The organism is Rhodococcus sp. NFXS4, assembly GCF_058139645.1.
The window spans coordinates 2,896,220-2,915,198 of record NZ_CP192221.1 but is presented as its reverse complement, the minus strand read 5'-3'; the positions used below and the strand labels follow the sequence as shown (position 1 = coordinate 2,915,198).

Here is an 18,979-nt window from a genome sequence, read left to right as displayed (position 1 = left end):
ACCGTCGTGTCATGACCGTCACCCGGCCCCGCGCGGCGACGCTGTCGCTGCGGAGTCGCATCCGACTTCTCACGGTGAGCGTGGCGGCGCTGGCCGTCGCGATCTGCTCCTTCGTGATCTACATGGTCACCGAGGACGCTCTGCGTGCGCAGCTCGCCGATCGGGTGGGCCGGGACGCCGACAAGTTGATCGCCAGTGACTCCTCCGGACTCTCGCCCGCGGCCTTCGGTTTCGCTGCCGGACCTCGCGCGGGACGCTATCTGCAGGTGGGCATCGTCAGCGAGGACGGTGACGTGTACTCCGCGTCCGGAAGTTTCACTCCGTTCGCCTCTCCCGACGGCGTGCTGGAACCGGTGGTCGCGTCGGTGGTCGCGGGGGAGTCGGACCGCGTCGTCACCGACCTGAACGGCTACGCGGTGGCCATCGAGAAGGCGCCGAGCGGGTCGACGGTGCTGGTCGGAGAGTCCTACCGGTCGCTCGACGGGGTGATGAGTGGACTGCTCCTCATCTTCGTCACGGTGGGCGGCGCACTGGTGGTGCTGGCAGGGTTGTCGGGGTACCTGGTGGCGCGGACGGGCCTGCGCCCGGTCGGAAGACTCACCCGCGCCACGCGGCGGATCACCGAGACCGGCGACCTCAGTCCGGTGGCCGTGGTGGGTGACGACGAGCTGGCGCATCTCGCCGATCGGTTCAACGACATGCTGGCGGCCCTGCAACGCTCGCGGCTCGCACAGAACCACCTCATCGTCGACGCGGGTACCGAGCTGCTGGCGCCGCTCACCGCCTTGCGCACCAACATCGAGTTGCTCATCGAGATCGGTGACCCCGATCGTGCGCCCGCGGTGCCGCTGGATCAGGATGCGGTGGACCAACTTCGGCGCGACATCGTCGATCAGCTGGACGAGGTCGCACGCCGTATCCACCGCCTCGTCGACGAGGCGCGGGAGGCGCACACGCGGGACGGGTGAGTCAGGTGTCCGCTCGGTAGCGCGCGGGGGGACCACCCACCAGGGCGGTGAACGCCCGGATCAAATGGCTCTGATCCGCGTATCCGAGGTCGGCGGCGAGCGCCGCCCAGTCCACCGTGCCGTCGGTGTGCGCGGCACCCGCCACGTCCAGGAGTCGGCACCGCTGCACCACCCACTTGGGCCCGACGCCGACATGGTCGGCGAACTGTCTCTGCAGCGTCCGCAGGCTCACTCCCGCACGATCCGCGAGCTGCTGCGCCCGGATGACCGTCGTGTCCGTCTCGGCCAGCTCCACGAGGTCCGCGATGTCGGCGGCCACGGGGTCGGCCGTCGCGGTCCGCTCGATCAGCCACGAGGACAGTCGGTCCACACACGTGGTGACGTCCGCGTCCGGGTCGAGGAGGAGACCGGCGAGTCGGCGATCGTCGGTGCCCAGCACGTCCGCGACGGTCCCGACCCGATCGGTCATCGAGCTCACGGGCCGGCCGAGAACGGGGCGGAAACCTGCGGGACGGAACGCTGCGGCGACCGTGCGCCCGTCGCCGACGAGGGTGCGCTGGAAGCGACGTCGCATCACGCCGTGCACCAGCAGCCGCGGAGCGCCGTCCCGAGATTCCGCCGTCAGATGGACCACCGGGCGCGGGACGACCTCCTGCACGTGCGGTTCGGGGCAGTGCCACTCCACCCACCAGAAGTAGTCGACGAGGGTCGAGAGGTCGTCGGGAGGGCGGGAGCGGCCGACGGTGATCCGACCCTCCGCACGCGCGGGGTGCAGGATCGCCGACTGCGCGCGTCGGCCTGCTCGGGTCAACGGATCCTCCGTCACGGAGCGAACCGTACCGCTCGGGCTGGCGCGTTTGTTCAAGTCACGGTGCCGATCGTGAGGGAGGCTGAGGTCATGACGACGACGCGACTGGCGATGACGACCCTGGACTGTGCCGAGGTTCCTCCGGTGGCCGAATTCTGGGCGGCGTTCCTCGGTCTGACCCAGACGATGGGTGACGGCGAGAACTACGCCATGCTCTCTCCCGCGAACGGGGGCCCGGCGCTGGGCTTCGGCCGCGTGGACGGCTATCGGCCACCCGCCTGGCCGAACCCCGACGGGAGCAAGCAGTTCCACTTCGACATCGCGGTCGAGGACATCCCGGTGGCCGAGGCCCGTGCGATCGAGCTGGGGGCGACGCTCGCCGAGCCGCAGCCGGGCGAGACGTGGCGCGTTCTCCTCGATCCGGCCGGCCATCCGTTCTGCCTGACGGATGCCGCCAACTGGGGCTGACCACACGCGTGGTGAACTGGCATCGACAGCGATCCCCGACCGAACGGACGTCCCGTGGCCATCACCGCTCTGCTCGAACTGCGTCTCGATCCCGCCCGCCTCGAGGAGTCGCACCGCATCATCGACGAGACCCTCGTCGCCACCCGCGCGTTCGAGGGATGCCTCGGTGTCGAGGTGACGGCGGACGTGAAGGATCCGGCGCACGTCGTCATCGTCGAGAGCTGGGCCAGCGTCGAGGCCGACGCCGCCTACCGCGCGTTCCGGGCGACGCCCGAGGGTCGCAGTGAACTCGGTTCGATCGTCACCGCGGCGCCGGTGCTGACCGTGCTGGCGCCCGTTCGATGACGACGGACGCGACTCCCTCGGTGGCCTTCGTCCAGGCCACCTGGCATCGCGAACTGGTGGACCGGGTGCGCCAGGGTTTCGTGCGGGAGTTCGGGCGTGACGTGGACACCTTCGAGGTGCCCGGTGCGTTCGAGATCCCCCTGCACGCCAAGCGACTCGCGCTCACGGGCCGGTACTCGGCCGTCGTCGCGGCGGCGCTGGTGGTGGACGGCGGTATCTACCGGCACGACTTCGTCGAGACGGCCGTCATCGACGGACTCATGCGGGTGCAGCTCGACACCGATGTGCCCGTGTTCTCGGTGGTGCTGACCCCGCACCACTTCCACGAGCATGCCGACCACACGAGCTTCTTCGCGGAGCACCTCGAGAAGAAGGGTGTCGAGGCGGCGAGCGCGGTGGTGCGCACGCTCGCGTCCCTCGACTCGATCGGCCGCTAGCTGTCGGGTCGGTCCTGCCAGACCGAGGGGTCGACGAGCGCGAGCTTGGCTGGTGACCGGATCATGTCGATCCGCGACACCAGGCCCGTCGACGACACCTCGAACGAGACGACGCCGACCAACCCGTCGCCCGCCACGAGGGCGAGTCCCGTTCTGCCGTTCACACGGCACGGACGCACCCGCAGACCGTCTCCCGCCTTCGCCGCGATGCCGAGGAGGAATCTCGCGACGTGGTCGGCGCCGATCACGGGACGCCGTGCCGCCGAGACGACTCCGCCCCCGTCGCTGACGAGAACGACGTCGGGGTCCAACGCCGTCAGCAGATCGGCGAGCACTCCCGTACCGGCGGCACGGGTGAAGTCACGCACGGCGCCGGCATGCAGCTCGGGCGACACCGCGAAACGTGGAGCCCCCTCCGTCACGTGCCGTCGTGCACGAGACGCGAGCTGCCGCACGGCATTCGGAGTGCGGCCCACGATCCGCGCGATCTCGTCGAACGGGACGTCGAACACGTCGTGCAGGACCCATGTCGTGCGTTCGGCCGGGGACAGCGTCTCGAGCACCACCATGAGCGCGAAGCGCACGCTCTCGTCGAGCGTCACCCGGTCCGGCGGCAAGTCGGCCGGACCGACCAACGGCTCGGGCAACCACGGTCCCACGTACGTCTCTCGTCGCACGCGGGCCGACCGCAGCACGTCCAGTGCTGCGCGCGAGACAGCGACCACGGCCCACGCCTCGACGTCGAGAACGGGTGACGTCGCATCGGCCGCGACCAGTTTCGGCCAGCAGTCGGACACGACGTCCTCGGCGTCGGCGTGCGAACCGAGGACGGCGTAGGCGATGCGGACCAGCCGTGGGCGGACGCGGACGAAGTCGTCGGTGACACTCACCGGGTCGAGGCACCCACGCGCGCGAGCCACTGATCGAACGTCTCGTCACCGTGCGCAGCGTCCGGACCGGGAAGGAGCCCACCGTTCGCCATGCCGCGACCCCCGGCGCCCGGCAGCCGCAGGGGGAGGACGAGACGCTTCGATCCACGCGCGCGCAGCAGCCTCCGGGCAAGATCGGGTTGGTACTCCGGGCGCGGACCGGCGTACTCCACGACCGAGGTGAGCGGTGTCCCCACCGCCAGGTCGACGATGTGGGCGGCGACCTCGGCGGTGCTGACCGGCTGACTCCGCATCGTCGGGACCATCGCGACCGGACCCGGAGTCATCGCGAGAGCCTGATCGGTGAACTCGTGGAACTGCGTCGCACGGAGGATCGTCCATGGCAGCGTCGACTCGCGTACGAGCTTCTCCTGCAGACGTTTACCGGCGTAGTAGCCGTAGTCGACACGATCGCACCCCACGATGGACAACGCCACGTGGTGACGGATTCCCGCGCGCTCACCGGCGGCCAGCAACGTCGACGTGACGGCGCCGAAGAACTTCTCGGACGCGCGCGCCGACATCGTCGTGACGTTCGCGGCGTCGATCACCGCGTCGACGTCCGTCAGTGCCCGGTCGAGCTCCGGCGTCGGCCGCACGAGATCGATTCCGGCCGATCTCGCGAGTACCACGGGAGTGTGTCCTCGCGCCCGCACCTGCTCCACCACGTGCCGCCCCGCTGCGCCCGTTCCGCCTGCCACTGCGATCCGCATGGCGTCATCCTTCCCTCGTGCGAGTCCTCGGTGGAACCCGTTCGAGAGTAGGACGAGAGAGAGCCGGCATCTGTGACATCACCAGTGCGCGCCGGGAACCCATCGTCCGGCCCGCCGCACGACCCGGGGCATCCGGAATTCGCGTCGGTTCTTCTTCGGTGCACGGGGACCGGACGACCACGAGCTGGTGTCGGTGATTCCCTTGGCGGCGGCACTGTCCGGATACGCCTTGTAGTACGACGCCAGTACGCGGTCCTTCGAGCGAGGCATCAGCAGGTTGCCCCACTCGGCGGCGGTCCCGGTGGGAACGTCGATGCGTTTCGGCTTCTCGATCAGTGCCCGCATCACCATCGCGGCGGCCTTCTCTGGCGTCTCGACCTTGTTGACGTTCTTGTTGCCGGTCGGGGCGATCATCGGGGTGTCGACCAGCGGCATGTGCACGGTGGTGAACGAGACGCCGTCCGCCAGAGTCTCTGACGCGGCGACCGAGGTGAAGGCGTCCAGCGCGGACTTGCTCGCCACGTATGCGGCGAAGCGCGGCGGATGGCTCTGCACCGAAGCGCTGCTGATGTTGACGATGTGGCCGTACTTCCGCTCGCGCATGTGGGGGAGCAGAGCGAGGATCAGGCGGAGCGCACCGAAGTAGTTGACGGCCATGGTCCGCTCGAAGTCGTGCAGACGGTCGGTGGAGAGCGTGAGCGAGCGCCGGATCGATCGGCCCGCGTTGTTGACGAGCATGTCGACGTGGTGGTGGTCGCGCAGGATCGCGGGCACGGTCTCGGCGACGGACGCGTCGTCGGTGATGTCGCAGACGTAGCCGTGGGCGTCGCCGCCGGTTGCCCGGATCTCCTCGACCACCGCCGTCAACTTCTCCTCGTCGCGGGCGACGAGGATGACCCGAGCCCCCTTGCGCGCCGCCGCGAAGGCCGAGGCCTTGCCGATACCCGAGGAACCGCCGGTGATGACGACGTGTCGGTCGACCAGCGGACCGGCCGGATCATCGCGTCGCGCCCGGTACGGGTCGAGATGCGCACGCCAGTACGACCATAGTGCGGGGGCGTACGTGCGGAACTCCGGTACCCGGCTCCTGTTCTCGCCCATCGCTTCGTCCAGTGCAGCACGGGTGAGGGTCGAGTCGAACCGGGTGGGCAGCGTGAGGTGCTCGGCCATGACGGGCGGGATGTCGTAGTTCTCGAACACCGCGTCGCGGGCGGCCACGACATGACGATTGGTCGAGCGGAGCAGCGGCGTGACGACGGAGCCGGGAATGCTCCCCACGGCGCGGGGTGCGCCGGCCGCGTCGGCGAGAGCGGAGTAGATCTCCCGCATCGGTTGCGGACGCGGGTTGACGAGGTGGAACACGCGGCCGTCGAGATCCGGGGCGTGCAGGAGGGCGACCAGCGCGTCGGCGACGTGGTCGACCGGGACGATGTTGGTCGCGCCGAGTGCGGGCACCGTCATCGGAAGTGCCGAGGGCAACTCGGCGAGCAGGGAGATGAGCCGGAAGAGGTAGTACGGGCCGTCGATCTTGTCGATCTCCCCGGTGGTCGAATCGCCGACCACCGCTGCCGGTCGGTAGACCCGCCAGGTGAGGCCCGGAGTCGCGCGGACCAGCTTCTCCGCCTCGAACTTGGTGCGGTGGTACGGCGTCGGGAAGTTCTGACCGAGGTCGAAGTCGTTCTCGGTGAACACCCCTCGATGGTCTCCGGCCACCGCGATGGACGACACATGGTGCATCGTCGCCCCGAGCAGGACGGCGAGCGCGGCCACCGCCGCGGTGCCCTGCACGTTGGTCGCCTGCTGTTCGTCGCCTGCCGTGAGGTCGTAGACGGCGCCGAGATGCACCACGTGGCCGACGTCGGGCAGGGCCGACGCGTCGATACCGAGACCGGGTTCCTCGAGGTCGCCGACCAGCGGGCTGATCCGCTCGCCGCCTGCCGCCCCGTCCGCGAAGGCTCGCAGACGGTCGACCGAGCCCGGGCGCACGAGCACGTGCACCGTCGCACTCGCGTCCCGCTCCAGGATTCTCCGCACGACCGCCCGGCCGAGGAATCCCGTGCCGCCGGTGACCACGTAGTCGCTCATGGCGGGCACCTTACCGCGCAGTAAGAACGGGCGGTGTCAGTGACCGATACCCACCTTCGCGTGGACTTTCCGCATCCAGGCCGGTGCCCACCAGTTGGCCTCGCCCATGAGCTTGACCAGCGACGGAACCAGCAGCATACGGATGATCGTGGCGTCGATGATCAACGCCAGAATCATGCCGACACCCAGGAATCGCATGATGGACAGTCCGGACATCGAGAACGCCCCCGTCACGATGATCAGGATCAACGCCGCCGCGGTCACGATGCGTCCGGTCCGCTGGGCGCCGATCAGCACCGCCTCCTCGGTGGTGGCGCCGGCGGTGCGCGCCTCCACCATGCGGGACATCAGGAACACCTCGTAGTCGGTGGACAGCCCGAACACGACAGCGAGGATGAGGACCACGAAGGTCGCCTCCAGCGGTGCCGGTGTGACGCCGAGCAGGCCCGCCCCGTGACCCTCCTGGAAGATGAACGTCAGAGCTCCGAACGTCGCCGCCATGCTCAGTCCCGCCATCGCGACTGCCTTGATCGGCAGCACCACCGAGCCGAACGCCAGGAACAGCAGGATCAGCGTCGACACCACCATGATGGTGAGCATCACCGGCAGCCAGTTCACGATGGCGTTGTTGCCGTCGAGGACCAGGGCCGCCGCTCCGCCCACCGTCAGGTCGGTTCCGTCGGGTGCCGGAATCGCGCGGAGTTGCTGCACCACATCCTGTTGCGCTTCCTGGGACACGTCCGACGAGAACGTCGCGTTGATGACCACGAAGTCGCCGCTGGCCGTGCCGAACTGGACGTTCGCGATACCGCTCACCGCGCGAGCAGCCGTCGTGACCGCATTGATGGCGGGGCCGTCCGGCCGCGCCGACCCTCCGTCCAACACGATGGTGGCGCTGTCGCCGGTGCTGCTGAAGTCGGAGGACAGGGTCTCGAACGCGATACGCGCGGGATCGTCGGCGGGGAGCGCGGTGTAGGACACCTCGCCCAACTGAGCCTTGACCAGCGGTGCGGCGACGACCAGCAGGCCGACGATGATGAGGGTGGCGACGGTGATGGGGCGCTTCATCACCTTCGTGACAACGCCGCCCCAGAACTTGTGTGCGCGTGCATCTCCGCGATCCGAGGCGGTCCTCGACCACGTGATGGCATTGATGCGGTGACCCAGCATGGCGAGGACGGCCGGCACAGCTGTCAACGACAGCAGAGCCGCACATCCGACAGCCGCCATCGCACCGAAGCCGAGGGATCTGATGATGGCCTGCGGGAAGACGAGCATCCCTGCGAAGGCGCAGATCAGCAGCAGACCGGAGAAGACGATGGTGCGCCCGGCGGTCAGCATCGTGCGTCGTGCGGCCTCGTGGGACGTGGCTCCGCCCCTGAGTTCCTCGCGGAACCTGCTGACGATGAAGAGTCCGTAGTCGATGGCGAGGCCGAGACCCAGCAGGCTGGCGACGTTGACCGCGAACGAACTGATCTCGGTGAACGTGGTGAAGAGGCGCAGGACGGTCAGCGCGCCGGCCACCGAGAGCGCGCCCACGATGACCGGGACGGCGGCGGCCACGACGCCGCCGAAGATGATGACCAGAAGAATCAGCGTGATCGGGATCGCGATGATCTCGGCGCGGACCAGATCTTCCTGGAGCTGGGTGTTGAAGGAGACCCCCGCGACGGAGGCGCCCGCGAACTGCGTGTCGATGCCGGCGACTTCAAGCTTCGGCAGCAACTCCGAGAACGATGCGACGGTGATGCCGCTGGCGTCGCCCAGGGTGACGGTTGCGAGTCCCTTCGTGCCGTCCTTGCTCTCGAGGAACGGTTTCTGCACCGGCCCGGCCGTCCAGTAGGAGGTGATGTCGTTCGGACCCACCTCGGCCCGGAACGCGTCGAGCACCGGCGTGACGTCCGCCCCGATGTCGTCGAGCGTGCGGCCGTCGGGCGCGGAGTAGATGACGATGATGTCCGGTGCGGCGGTTCCCAGGCCCTGGATCTGTCGGGCGACCTGGACGGCCTCGCTGCCGGGATCCTCGTATCCGCCCTGGCTGAGGCTGCCGAAGACCCCGAGTCCCCACGTGGCACCTGCCAGCACGATGACGATCGCGGCGGTCAGGACCCACCGTGCCCGCGACACCACGAACGAAGCCCAGCGAGTCACAGAAAATCCCCATCTCGGTCAGGTCGAGCATCGACGGTCGTCTGTGACTGTAGTGAACTGTCATGGGGAAGCTCTGAGAGCGGGCGCGGGAGTGACGGTCGCCTCCTCCTCACTCGGACACGACGGACGCGATCACTCCAACCCGGCCAGGTCGACGTCCACCCTCGACGGGGGTCGCAGTGCAGTGGTCGTCGCCCATCCGCGGGCGACGAGGCCGGCGTCGCTGTCGTCGTCGTCCCGCGCGTGGATGGCGTCGAAGCGGACGGTGACGAACTCGTCGTCGGTGTCGCCGATCTCCGCCTGGACGGCGCCGAAGGCTGCAAGGTCGGCCGGGCGGATGCCGCGGAGCTCCGATGGCGCGACCGGGGGGATGTTGACGTTGAGAACCCAGTCCGCTGCACCGTGGTCGACGAACCAGTCGAGTGCGCGCCGGGCCACGAGGTGGGCGGTGTCCCAGCTCGGAGCGCCCGAGGCGACCTCACGGTCGATCTGGTCGTGGATGTCGCCAGGCGCGGCGAGAGACGCCGTGTCGAGGCCGGCGAGGGACAGGGCCATCGCCGGAACCCCGTGGGTGGACGCGGTGAGGGCCGCCCCCACGGTGCCGGAGTGCAGAACGGCGGAGCCGGTGTTCGGACCGTGATTGATGCCGGACAGCAGGATGTCCGGCCGCGGACCGAATGCTCCGCGCGTCGCGACGAACGCGATCATGGCGGGCGAGGCCTGTACGGCGAACGCGTCGACGTCCAGGTCGGCGACCGACGCGCGGGAGACCACGAGCTGGTCGCGGTTCTGGAGCGCCGACAGCGACGCACTCGCACCGCTGCGCTCCTCGTGCGGCGCCGCCACCACGACGTCGTGACCGGCCTCGACGGCGACCCGAGCGAGCACGGCGATCCCGTGACTGTCGATTCCGTCGTCGTTCGTGATGAGCACGCGCACGTGTGCCTCCTGCGAGTGGGTGCAGCCGGTCAGGACGAGAAGGGGCGTACCTCGACCGTCGACATGATGGTCTCGACGAGCCCCACCTGTCCTGTACCCAGTCCGCGGCGGGTCACGTTGGCGGTGCCGGCGGCGCCGCCGAGGGCGAGTGCCTCCTCGATGGACATGCCGCGGGCGAGTCCGGTGGCGATGCCGGCGCTCATGGAGTCGCCCGCACCGTGGTGGTCCGTCTGCTCCAGGTCGGGAGTGACCACCTCGAGCACCGTGCCGTCGACGAGGGCGAGCGCCGGGTCCGCCGCGCGGGAGAGAACCACGATGTCGGCACCCTCGTCGTGCAGGGCGCGCATCGCCTCGATGAGGGCGTCCGGGTCCTCCGACTCCGCGCGCCCGTCCTCGATGAGGTCTTCGTGGCTCATCTTGAGCACGGTGAGACCGCCCTGCAGAGCCGCCGTCGCGGTCGGTCCGGACAGGTCCGCGACGACGGGCTTCGACAGCGATCGCAGATCGGTCGTGAGCCGTCGGTAGAAGTCTGCGGGCACCACCGACCCGGTGTGCGGGCCCCCCAGCAGCACGATGTCGGACGAGGCTCCGGACTCGAGGGTGATCCCGTAGAGGTCGTCGAGCGCGTGCCGGGCGAGGTGCGGGGGATCGATCGTCGCCACCTCGGTGCGGTCGCCGTCCCGCCGGTCGTGAATGTAGGACCCGGACTCGTGACCGATGTCCACGGCACGCACGGTGATTCCCTCGCGGTGGATCAGATCCCGCAGTACGCCGCCGCTCTCGCCGCCGAACGCGCCGGTCAGCGTCACGTCCATGCCGAGGTTGGTGGCCATGCGGGCGATCCAGTGGCCTTGGCCGCCGGCGTGCACGTGGAGTTCGGTGTCGCCGTTCGGCGCTGCGTCCAGGGTGATGGTGAGCAGCGGGGACGGCGCGAAGACGGTGGCGGTGGGCGCGTGTTCGGCAGTCGACATCGCCGTGATGTGCCCGATTCGTCCGTTCCCCAAACCCGACGTCGAACGGTCGACAGGTCAGCTGCCGAAGGCGTCCGCGAGGTCGTCGAGCGACGGGAAAGCCGGTTCCGGTGTTGCCTCGGGCACCGTGATCACCGTCGACGCCTGCTGGACCGTGTCACGGTCCAGGGCAACACCGTGGCCATGTACTCAGCGAAACCGGGGTAGTCGGACACCCACATCGCCTGGCGCCGCGATGGTGGGCGAACGGGTCGAGTACTACGGCGGCCTGGTGATCCGGCTCGGCCACGGCGAGGGCTACCTGAACCCGCTCGCTGTCGGTGCGCTCGGCTCGATCCTCCCGCTGCTCGACGGGTTTCCTGACGTGCGGCGCAAGGTCGCCGCCCAGGTGTTGCAGCGCCGCCGGCGCTTGGTGTCGGGGCTGTGCGAGCTCGAACGCGGTGGTCCGCTCACCCAGTCCGAGTCGAACGTCCTCGCCGTGGCGTTGCGTGTCCTCGACGCCGATCCCCGGTTCACCCCGGAGCATCCGCCGCTGCTCATCGATCTGTTCACCCTCATCGAGAAGGGGTCGCCGGAGCTGACCCGTAAGACGATCAGCGTCGACGACCCGGCCAAGTACGCCGCCAAGGTCGAGGGGTTGCTCGAGACGTTGATCGGTCTCCTCGACGGCGAGCTCGGCGAGGTGTTCTCCCGCCAGACCACCACGGCGCTCGATCTTGCGGGGGAGCGGCCGCCGGTGGCGGTGTGCGTCGACGTCTCCTCCATCGGCACCGAGGACCCGACACTGGAAGCGGCGATCATGCTCGCCTGCTGGTCGGACGCGTTCGGCGCCGTCGAAGCCGCCCACGTCCTCGCCGACGTCGGACTGCGGGAGAAACGCACGTTCCTGGTGGTGCTCGACGAGCTGTGGCGGGTTCTGGCCGGAGGCTCGCAGATGGTGCTGCGCGTCGACCAGCTCACCCGCCTGACCCGCACGATGGGAACGGCGCTGCTGATGATCACCCACACCGTCGCGGACCTGGAAACACTCGCCACCGCCGTCGACATCAGCCGCGCCAAAGGGTTCATCGAACGCGCCGGGGCCGTCATCGTCGGGGGACTGCCGACGCAGGAGATGGACAAGCTCGACGGCATCATCCCGTTCACGCAACAGGACCGCGATCTCGTGTCGTCGTGGTCCACCCCGGCCGGCATCGACGACACCGGCCGCGAACTACCACCGCCCGGCCGCGGGAAGTTCCTGCTGCGCATCGGCACCGCCCGCCGACCCGGTGTGGTGCTGCAGACCGTCATCACCGCCACCGAAGCCGCCGCCGGGTACCACGACACGAACGCCCGCTTCGCCCACGTCGGCGGCGGTGACCGATGAGAGGCAAGCCGTATCCGGCGGAGATCCGGACCCGTGCGGTGCAGATGGTGACAGACCGACTTCCCACGGCCCGCTCGACGTGGGCGGCCATCGAAGCGGTCGCCGCGCACCTGTCCCTGCACCCCAACACCGTCCGGTGGTGGTATCGGCAGGCCCAGGGCGTCACCGACGAGCGGCCCCTGATGCCCAGCGAGCAGAACGGCGAAATCACCCGCCTGCGGGCAGAACTCGCCCAGGCGCAACGCCTCATCGCCGACCTCGTCGGCTCGACCCACACCCACAGGGAAGAAGGAGTCATCGCATGAGCACAGGGAGAGGCGCGAAGAACCCGAACGCCGGTGTCGACCCGATGCTGGCCCTGACCGGCGGCGCGATCATCGCCGCCGCAGTGGCGTACGGGGGCGCAGAAGCCGCACTGCGGCTGGGCGGACCACTGTCCGGAATCGACCAGCACGTTCCCGGGTCACCGTTCGCTCTGGTGACAGCGCTGGCGAATGGGTCGCTGGTGTGGCCGGTGGGGGCGACGATCATCGCCGCCGCGTTCGGCATCGTCGGCCTGGTGGTGGTGGTCGCCGGCACGGTGTGGGCGATGACGCGGCGTCGGCGGGTGACCCGCGTCGACGACGCCGGCCGGTTCCTCGGCCGCCCCCGGGAGCTGGCGCGGCTGGGGGACAAGGCCCTGCGGGCGGAGATCGCCCGGTTGGGGGACCCCGTGACCGCCGATCAGCCTGTCGCGGCTCCGCTGGGCCGGTTGGTGTTGGGTCCGAACAAGTTCGGCATCACCCTGTATACCGGGCCGGAGGACGTCGCCACCCACATCTGGGGACCGCGGATGGGCAAGACGAGCTGCGTGATCATCCCGCAGCTCCTCGCCGCCCGCGGCGCGGTGCTGACCACCTCGAACAAACGCGACGTCGTCGACGCCACCCGCGCGTATCGGGCCGAGAAGGGGCCGGTGTGGGTGTTCGACCCGCAGGGTGTGGCGCAGGAGCTGCCGCGGTGGTTCTACGACCCGCTGACCTGGGTGCGCTCTGCCCGGCCGTCCACCACGCAGGGCATCACCGACAGAGGCGAATCCGACGCTCGTCGTGCGGAGCTGGCGGAACTACTCGGTGAGGATGTGGTGACCACGATGGGTCAGTCGGCGCAGGAGACAAAGGCCGCGACCCTCGCCGGGATCTTCGCGTCGTCGTTGACGGGGGAGAATACGAAGCGGGAGCCGTTCTTCGACCCGATGGGTCAGCGGCTGGTCACCGGGTTCCTTCTCGCCGCCGCGCTGGAGCGTCTGCCGTTGCCGATCGTCTACACCTGGGCGACGACGCCGGAGAGCCAGGAACCGGTGCGGCTCCTGCGGGCGCATGGGTTCGGGCGGTGGGCGGAGTCGATGATCGCCCAGTACAACGCCCCCGACAAGCAACGAGGGGGAGTGTTCGCCACCGCGGCGAACATGCTCGGCGCCCTCGCCTACGCCGAGATCCACCCCTGGATCTCCCGGATGGGGGAGCGCGACACCCGCCCGGAGTTCGACCCCGCCGCGTTCGCCGCCGAGGACGCACCCACCCTGTACTGCCTGTCGATGGAGGACGCCGCCAACGAGTGCGGCGCCCTGGTCACCGCGCTGACCGTCGCCGTCACCGACGCCCTGGTGGACCGCGCCACCGCCACCCCCGCGGACGGGTCGCTGCCGGCGGGTCGGCTGCGGGTGCCGGCAACGTATGCGCTGGACGAGGCTGCGAATGTGGTGCGGTGGCGGCAGTTGCCGAACCTGTACAGCCACTTCGGCTCCCGCGGCATCACCGTCACCACCATCCTGCAGTCCTGGTCGCAAGGGGAGGAGTGCTTCGGTCAGGGCGGGATGAAGAAGCTGTGGGGCGCATCGACCATCCGCGTGTACGGCGGCGGCGGATCCACCGACGACGGCCGGTTCCTCGAGAACACCTCCGCCGCTCTCGGTGATCACTGGGAGATGAGTCAGACCGTCTCCGCCAACTCTTCCGGGCGGTCGAGTTCGCAGCAGCGGCAGAAGATCCGCACCCTGCCCGCGGATGCTCTCGAAGCGATGCCCGCGGGGCGGGCGATCCTGCGTGCCGCGAAATGCCCACCGGCGCTGATCGAGACGATGCCCTGGTACACCGGGCCGTTCGCCGCCGCCGTCGCCGACGCGCAGACCCGCGCCGGCCAGGACCCTACCGTGCATCTCGGCACCGACGACCCTGATCCGACGGACGCGACGTCGCTGCTCCCGTCCCCGACAAAGCATCCGGTCGCAATGCCACGGCCGGGCGCGGTGACCGTCCCATGAGCGACGAGTTCGACCCGGGCGCCGACATGGACGGCTCCTGGTCGGCTGATGCATCACCCGCCGACGACGACCCGGACGAGCTGCAGGACCGTGGCACCGACGACGAGGCCGACGGGGCGGGGGAGCAGGCCGACGCTGAGGCTCGGGGGCCGTACTACCCGAACGCGTACCGGTTCTTTGCCGACTTTCTCGCACCCGCGTACCGGCGCAAGACCATCGACCACCCGGCGATGCGGTGGTGCCCGAGCTGGTTCCTGCACCCCGAAGCCCGCGCCCGGGTCGACGCGCTGTGGCGGGCATGGGAGTACCTGCGGCTGGATCCGGCCACCGGGATGAGTGTGTGGTGGAAGGACCACGCCGATCACCACATGTCGAGACTGCTGTCCCCGGACGGCACCTTCAAGGACTGCACCCCCGACCACCGGCAGGTGCACCCACTGCCGAGCATCACCATCCCCGCCGAGCTCTTGGCGCTCCACACTGCCGATTCGCCGGTCTCACCCGCCTGACGGCGCCTGCACCTCCCAGACACTCGTACCCCCCCCTGAACCGAGGAGCACTCATGGCCGACGACGAACACGAACAGCTCTCCCGCCAGACAGGCATGGTCCTGCGCACCGCCGTCCAGGTCGCGATGCAGGTCGCCGAAGCCCTCGCCCGCCGCCGCGAGCAAAGCCTGCGCACCGCAGCCGCCGCATCCGAGGCACGCTCACGGGCCCTGGCCGGGCGGCTGAACGCCGAACAGCGCTCGGCAGAGGCGTTCCTGCGCCGCACTGGTGACCGGCAGTGGTGGGCCACAGCCGAGGATGCGCAGATCGTGGACGCCGTCCGGGTCGCCCTCACCTGGAAGGACGCATCCCCGGTCGCCGAGCGGGCAGCGGTCACCATCGAGGACCGATTGCGCACCGACAAAGGCATCGACCTCACGCCGCTACGCGACACCGTGGACACTGCAGTCGTCGCCGCTGCCGTGGAACGTGAGCTCGCAGACCGTGCCGAACACGAACGCCAGGTCGACCAGAACGACGACCGATCAAGTTACGGTGCGCCGGAAACGCGGACTACGCCGCCAGCGCAGCACCTCCCGGTGAGCACCATCGAATGGGACACCTCGCAACGCCGAGAGCAGCATCGGACTGAGCTCACCATTGCGGGCCTCGACACCGAAGCGATCGACGCCCACCTGCTCACCGACACCGCCAACGCCGCCGCACTCGACACCAGCTCCATGCGCATGCCTACAGCTACACCTACGGCCACACCGGGAGACCGAGGACGGGATCTCGATTCCAGCATGGACCGCGGCGGCAGATAGGTCTCACAATGGGAGCGAGAGCCGTAGCGCACGGGCTGAGACACCAAGGCCGGAACCGGCAAACCATTGCACTAGATGACGATGGTGTTAGAGACCGGGACCGATTCCGAAATCCGGACTCAGCGAGATTGCGTCGCCGGCGGGCAGGGTCGACGACGTGGTCAGGATTTGAAGAGGAATCAACCTTCGCCCTCGGCCCGAGGGATGCCTTACTGTCGCACTACAACCTCGTCGTGAGACTTTCCGCCGTCGGTCGTCCAGACGACGCGAGCAAGAGGTGTCCCTTCGGAGAATGCGGCGTACTGCCCTGCCGACATGAACTCCACAGCCTGCCGTGAACCGATCACTGCGTCGCCCGCCGGATCTGTGTCTACCTCCACGAGATAGCTCACAGATACGGCGAATACGCGGTCCGTCCCCGTGTATTGAAGAACGAGCCTGTCGTCGCCGTCGATTGGTTTGTGCTGCTCCATGGTTTCCCAGCTGCTCACATGGCAAGCTTACGAAACCTCACCGACAGCAGCAGGGGTGCGCACGACAAGCGGCTAGCCCCTGCCCAGCTGGCCAGGGGCTTCTCCGCGGTCGAGCCGCGGCACACGTTCCATCGATCGATGGCGATCAGCAGAGCTTCAAGGGCAGGGGCTCGGCGGCCCTGGGGCCGACTGCTAATCATTGGGTTGGCGCGCCCCACCGAAGAAAACCTGGCGGATGTCGATGCCGTCGCCGGTGGGAGATTCCGGGACCTGCGGGTACGACAAAGTGCTGGTGGATCCGGCGAGGGACTTGTAAGGGTCGAAGATCTCGCCGCATACCTGCCGGGTAGGCCAGAACGACTCGCACGTCTCCGCCGCGGTGGATGGACTGCGGGGGTGGGTGCGGGCTGGACCATGGCTTGCCCGTCACCGGTGAGAGCGAGGGTCGCGTCGCCGATCCAGCCGCGAAATAACTACCGGCCCTTCTACTAGATGCGGGGGTAAGTGCGGGTCCACCAATCCCACATATGGACACTCAACGGCGTGTCGCGTCCTGTTTCGACCGCGATGTGTAGGCAAGTGCCCAGTCGCCGAGTGCGCACGCGAATCCGTCGTCGTCGTCGGGGTCGAGCTCGGCTATCCAGTCACTGCCTCGTCGAACGTGGAGCTTGCCCCACGGGTCGGAACGCCCGGGGGTGTACGAGTGTGGTCCGTAGCGCGCGGGCCTGATGCAGAACGGTATGTCGCCGTCGCTGATGTGTCCCGGCTCGGCGACGACAACGCAGCGCGCTTCACATGCGTCGACCTCGACGTGTGCGCGGCCGCCGTGGCGTTCACAGGCGGCGACGAGTTGTTCCATGCGGCGAAGTTGTTTCGCCGCCCACCACCGGTCGCTGAAATCGAGCTGGTCGCCATAGCGGGTGCGCATGTACCCGGCTGCGCCTTCGGGGACGGGACCGGTGGCTCCGTATGCGTGCACTCGGGTGACCAGACCGGCCTGGTTGACTCTGCTGTCTTCGTCGAACTCCTCTCGGCCGGGCTCGAGGAGGTCCCGGCGTTGATCGGCGTCAGCGGCGAGTTCAGCGGCCACTGACAGACGCTGCGCCGTGGAGAGGTCATCAAGCGCGGAGATGAACCATCCCTCGGACAACTGGCGCGCGAGCGACGTTGCGGTCCACGTGTCACCGTGGCGCAGGCCTTCGTAGTCGAGGGACTGTAGGACAACAGGATTCGTGGACCGCAGTTGGGCGATCAACCCGTGGATAGCAGTGTCGATCGCGGGGTAGGTGTCGAGCCACATCGCCGCGTCCCACGCAGCCTCGGACAGAACAGTCAGTTGATTCGCCAGGTAGTGGGCCTGCCCTGGCGTAGCTACCGTGGTCACCTTGACGGAGTGTTCCTGGAAGTCAAATCCAGGCCAGGTTCCGATGATTGATGCCCGTCCTTGGGTGGCGGCTAGCACGCTATAGCTGGTCATGGTTGTTGGGGCCCTTCGTCTGGACGTGGCTCATCCCGGCCGCGGCATACGCGTTGCCAAGCGGGTACGCGAGAGCAACCACTCAGGTTGGTGTGTGAATCCGCCGGTGACTCTGTGGCACTACCACGGCGTCGCTCCGGAGAGGCATAAGTATGCCACCACATCTACCGGACGCGCGGAACAAACGACCCGGCTCGCCGCGAAACCGCGCAATCGTCCGCCGCGACCCTCCGACGCGGGACCCAGGCTCTTCAGGAGTCGGTGGAGGACAATGGTTGCTATGACGAGTTCACCGGCAGAGTCGCCAACTGCGCGTCTTCAAGAATTGAAGGCCCTCGCTACCGCGTGTCACACAGCCTTCCTCGCGGTCAGCGCCGCCAGTCACTGGAAGCCCGGCCCAGACGCCACTGACCGCGTAGACGCTATGAATCGCGTTGACCCATCCACCAGCAGCGACGGCATCATGGCCGGTGCCGCTCTTGTCTCCGAAGTGGTGGTGTCCTACCTCGAGATCGCCGCTGGCAACCTGAAGAGCATTGGCACCCTCATCGGGGGCGGTGAGCTGTTCGGACCGCCCGCTCTAGCGCGCGCGGTGATGGAGAACTGCGCCCGCGTGTTCTGGGTACTCGGCAAAGGAATTGATCCCGCCGCAGTGCTGGCCCGCGCGTATTTGGAGGAGTTCGACAGTTGTGAGCGCCAGAAATCTGCCGCTAAGCGACTCGGTGGTGGAACATCGGCACCTGAATACGGGGTTGCTCGAGCACGCTGGACTAGTGTGCGCCAGAGGGCCATCAAAGCCTTTCCAGGTGCGACCAGGGAGGCACTCGCCGAGGGTGCACCCGGCCGCACTATCGGATCTGACACCCTTCCTTCGCCCGCCGCAGGGGTCATTGCAATGTTCGAATTTCTGCGCGCCGACGCCGGCGGCACGATTACGGGCGGCGTCGCCGAAGGCATGTACGACTTCCTGTCAAGCAATGTCCATCCCTCGCTGTACCCGATCCGCCAACTCCGCCGCTATATCGACCACGGAGACCACTATGGCTCCGAACTGCATATAGGACCTCAACTTCATCGAAAAGCTTTTGATGGCAGCGCTTATCACGTTCTACAACGCACTGAGCTACACCATGAGTTTCTACGACCTTGCGCGAGCTCCCCATGATGTACTCACCGAGCAGATGGCCGCGACTTTTCCGGAGTCGTTCACGGGGAGTTAGCAACACCAC

The 18,979-nt window shown here is 68.4% G+C and carries 19 protein-coding genes; 10 read left to right on the top strand and 9 right to left on the bottom strand.

Translation table 11 applies throughout. The annotated features are described in order from the left end of the window. Window positions 1–11 precede the first annotated feature (11 nt). Window positions 12–968, top strand: a complete 957-nt coding sequence (locus J4E04_RS13575) for a sensor histidine kinase (protein ID WP_027503775.1) — start codon at window positions 12–14, stop codon at window positions 966–968. A gap of 1 nt (window position 969) precedes the next feature. Here the strand turns inward: J4E04_RS13575 and J4E04_RS13570 are convergent, their stop codons facing one another. Then, entirely contained in the window at window positions 970–1,794 is an 825-nt protein-coding gene (locus J4E04_RS13570) for a DUF6597 domain-containing transcriptional factor (protein ID WP_308115703.1), read from the bottom strand. A 72-nt stretch (window positions 1,795–1,866) separates the two neighbouring features. Here J4E04_RS13570 and J4E04_RS13565 point away from each other — a divergent pair, with 72 nt between their 5' ends. Genes J4E04_RS13565 through J4E04_RS13555 form a run of 3 tightly spaced genes read left to right on the top strand, consistent with a single transcriptional unit; the run spans window position 1,867 to window position 3,026 of the window. Beyond that, window positions 1,867–2,244, top strand: coding sequence for a VOC family protein (locus tag J4E04_RS13565; protein WP_222638768.1), 378 nt, complete (start codon window positions 1,867–1,869; stop codon window positions 2,242–2,244). Between the two features lie 54 nt (window positions 2,245–2,298). After that, on the top strand, window positions 2,299–2,589 hold the full coding sequence (locus J4E04_RS13560; protein ID WP_027503772.1) for a putative quinol monooxygenase: 291 nt from the start codon (window positions 2,299–2,301) through the stop codon (window positions 2,587–2,589). Further along, the gene (locus J4E04_RS13555; RefSeq protein ID WP_027503771.1) at window positions 2,586–3,026 is read left to right on the top strand and encodes a 6,7-dimethyl-8-ribityllumazine synthase; all 441 of its coding nucleotides are present in this window, start codon (window positions 2,586–2,588) and stop codon (window positions 3,024–3,026) included. The genes J4E04_RS13560 and J4E04_RS13555 overlap by 4 nt, the downstream gene beginning before the upstream one ends. Here J4E04_RS13555 and sigJ read toward each other — a convergent pair. The 6 genes from sigJ to J4E04_RS13525 form a co-directional block, all read right to left on the bottom strand. After that, window positions 3,023–3,916 carry an RNA polymerase sigma factor SigJ gene (gene sigJ / locus J4E04_RS13550; RefSeq protein WP_490148811.1) on the bottom strand — a complete coding sequence of 298 codons (894 nt, stop codon included), beginning with the start codon at window positions 3,914–3,916 and terminating at the stop codon, window positions 3,023–3,025. The genes J4E04_RS13555 and sigJ overlap by 4 nt on opposite strands. Further along, window positions 3,913–4,668, bottom strand: coding sequence for an SDR family oxidoreductase (locus tag J4E04_RS13545; protein WP_490148810.1), 756 nt, complete (start codon window positions 4,666–4,668; stop codon window positions 3,913–3,915). The genes sigJ and J4E04_RS13545 overlap by 4 nt, the downstream gene beginning before the upstream one ends. Before the next feature lie 78 nt (window positions 4,669–4,746). After that, entirely contained in the window at window positions 4,747–6,753 is a 2,007-nt protein-coding gene (locus tag J4E04_RS13540) for an SDR family oxidoreductase (protein WP_490148809.1), read from the bottom strand. Between the two features lie 36 nt (window positions 6,754–6,789). Further along, window positions 6,790–8,904 (bottom strand): MMPL family transporter, encoded by a 2,115-nt coding sequence (locus J4E04_RS13535; RefSeq protein ID WP_490148808.1) that lies wholly within the window; start codon window positions 8,902–8,904, stop codon window positions 6,790–6,792. Window positions 8,905–9,036: 132 nt separating this feature from the next. After that, complete coding sequence (gene surE, locus J4E04_RS13530; protein WP_222627282.1) at window positions 9,037–9,843, bottom strand: 5'/3'-nucleotidase SurE; 807 nt, start codon at window positions 9,841–9,843, stop codon at window positions 9,037–9,039. Between the two features lie 29 nt (window positions 9,844–9,872). Further along, window positions 9,873–10,814: a 1-phosphofructokinase family hexose kinase gene (locus tag J4E04_RS13525; RefSeq protein WP_490148807.1), complete on the bottom strand. Its 942-nt coding sequence runs from the start codon at window positions 10,812–10,814 to the stop codon at window positions 9,873–9,875. Between the two features lie 235 nt (window positions 10,815–11,049). Here J4E04_RS13525 and J4E04_RS13520 point away from each other — a divergent pair, with 235 nt between their 5' ends. The 5 genes from J4E04_RS13520 to J4E04_RS13500 are packed head-to-tail and all read left to right on the top strand — an operon-like array spanning window position 11,050 to window position 15,800. Further along, window positions 11,050–12,183, top strand: a complete 1,134-nt coding sequence (locus J4E04_RS13520) for an ATP/GTP-binding protein (RefSeq protein ID WP_490148806.1) — start codon at window positions 11,050–11,052, stop codon at window positions 12,181–12,183. After that, the gene (locus tag J4E04_RS13515) at window positions 12,180–12,488 is read left to right on the top strand and encodes a transposase (RefSeq protein ID WP_490148805.1); all 309 of its coding nucleotides are present in this window, start codon (window positions 12,180–12,182) and stop codon (window positions 12,486–12,488) included. The genes J4E04_RS13520 and J4E04_RS13515 overlap by 4 nt, the downstream gene beginning before the upstream one ends. Then, window positions 12,485–14,485 (top strand): type IV secretory system conjugative DNA transfer family protein, encoded by a 2,001-nt coding sequence (locus tag J4E04_RS13510; RefSeq protein WP_490148804.1) that lies wholly within the window; start codon window positions 12,485–12,487, stop codon window positions 14,483–14,485. Before J4E04_RS13515 ends, J4E04_RS13510 begins: the two co-directional genes overlap by 4 nt. Then, a complete protein-coding gene (locus J4E04_RS13505) occupies window positions 14,482–14,994 on the top strand; it encodes a DUF4913 domain-containing protein (protein WP_490148803.1) in 513 nt (170 codons plus the stop codon). Before J4E04_RS13510 ends, J4E04_RS13505 begins: the two co-directional genes overlap by 4 nt. 53 nt (window positions 14,995–15,047) lie before the next feature. Further along, window positions 15,048–15,800: a hypothetical protein gene (locus tag J4E04_RS13500; RefSeq protein WP_490148802.1), complete on the top strand. Its 753-nt coding sequence runs from the start codon at window positions 15,048–15,050 to the stop codon at window positions 15,798–15,800. A 209-nt stretch (window positions 15,801–16,009) separates the two neighbouring features. On the opposite strand, the gene J4E04_RS13495 is transcribed toward J4E04_RS13500, so the two are convergent. After that, a complete protein-coding gene (locus tag J4E04_RS13495; RefSeq protein WP_490148801.1) occupies window positions 16,010–16,291 on the bottom strand; it encodes a hypothetical protein in 282 nt (93 codons plus the stop codon). A gap of 517 nt (window positions 16,292–16,808) precedes the next feature. Next, entirely contained in the window at window positions 16,809–17,750 is a 942-nt protein-coding gene (locus J4E04_RS13490) for a hypothetical protein (RefSeq protein WP_490148800.1), read from the bottom strand. A gap of 424 nt (window positions 17,751–18,174) precedes the next feature. Here J4E04_RS13490 and J4E04_RS13485 point away from each other — a divergent pair, with 424 nt between their 5' ends. Then, complete coding sequence (locus tag J4E04_RS13485; RefSeq protein WP_490148799.1) at window positions 18,175–18,915, top strand: hypothetical protein; 741 nt, start codon at window positions 18,175–18,177, stop codon at window positions 18,913–18,915. The last annotated feature ends 64 nt before the right edge of the window (window positions 18,916–18,979 follow it).

Bases quoted from the DNA above. Each gene is read 5' to 3' on its own strand.
- J4E04_RS13540 (WP_490148809.1), bottom strand. From the start codon at position 6,753: ATGAGCGACTACGTGGTCACCGGCGGCACGGGATTCCTCGGCCGGGCG.
- J4E04_RS13505 (WP_490148803.1), top strand. From the start codon at position 14,482: ATGAGCGACGAGTTCGACCCGGGCGCCGACATGGACGGCTCCTGGTCG.
- J4E04_RS13485 (WP_490148799.1), top strand. From the start codon at position 18,175: ATGAATCGCGTTGACCCATCCACCAGCAGCGACGGCATCATGGCCGGT.
- J4E04_RS13575 (WP_027503775.1), top strand. From the start codon at position 12: ATGACCGTCACCCGGCCCCGCGCGGCGACGCTGTCGCTGCGGAGTCGC.
- J4E04_RS13525 (WP_490148807.1), bottom strand. From the start codon at position 10,814: ATGTCGACTGCCGAACACGCGCCCACCGCCACCGTCTTCGCGCCGTCC.
- J4E04_RS13490 (WP_490148800.1), bottom strand. From the start codon at position 17,750: ATGACCAGCTATAGCGTGCTAGCCGCCACCCAAGGACGGGCATCAATC.
- J4E04_RS13500 (WP_490148802.1), top strand. From the start codon at position 15,048: ATGGCCGACGACGAACACGAACAGCTCTCCCGCCAGACAGGCATGGTC.
- J4E04_RS13510 (WP_490148804.1), top strand. From the start codon at position 12,485: ATGAGCACAGGGAGAGGCGCGAAGAACCCGAACGCCGGTGTCGACCCG.
- J4E04_RS13565 (WP_222638768.1), top strand. From the start codon at position 1,867: ATGACGACGACGCGACTGGCGATGACGACCCTGGACTGTGCCGAGGTT.
- J4E04_RS13555 (WP_027503771.1), top strand. From the start codon at position 2,586: ATGACGACGGACGCGACTCCCTCGGTGGCCTTCGTCCAGGCCACCTGG.
- J4E04_RS13545 (WP_490148810.1), bottom strand. From the start codon at position 4,668: ATGCGGATCGCAGTGGCAGGCGGAACGGGCGCAGCGGGGCGGCACGTG.
- J4E04_RS13520 (WP_490148806.1), top strand. From the start codon at position 11,050: ATGGTGGGCGAACGGGTCGAGTACTACGGCGGCCTGGTGATCCGGCTC.
- J4E04_RS13515 (WP_490148805.1), top strand. From the start codon at position 12,180: ATGAGAGGCAAGCCGTATCCGGCGGAGATCCGGACCCGTGCGGTGCAG.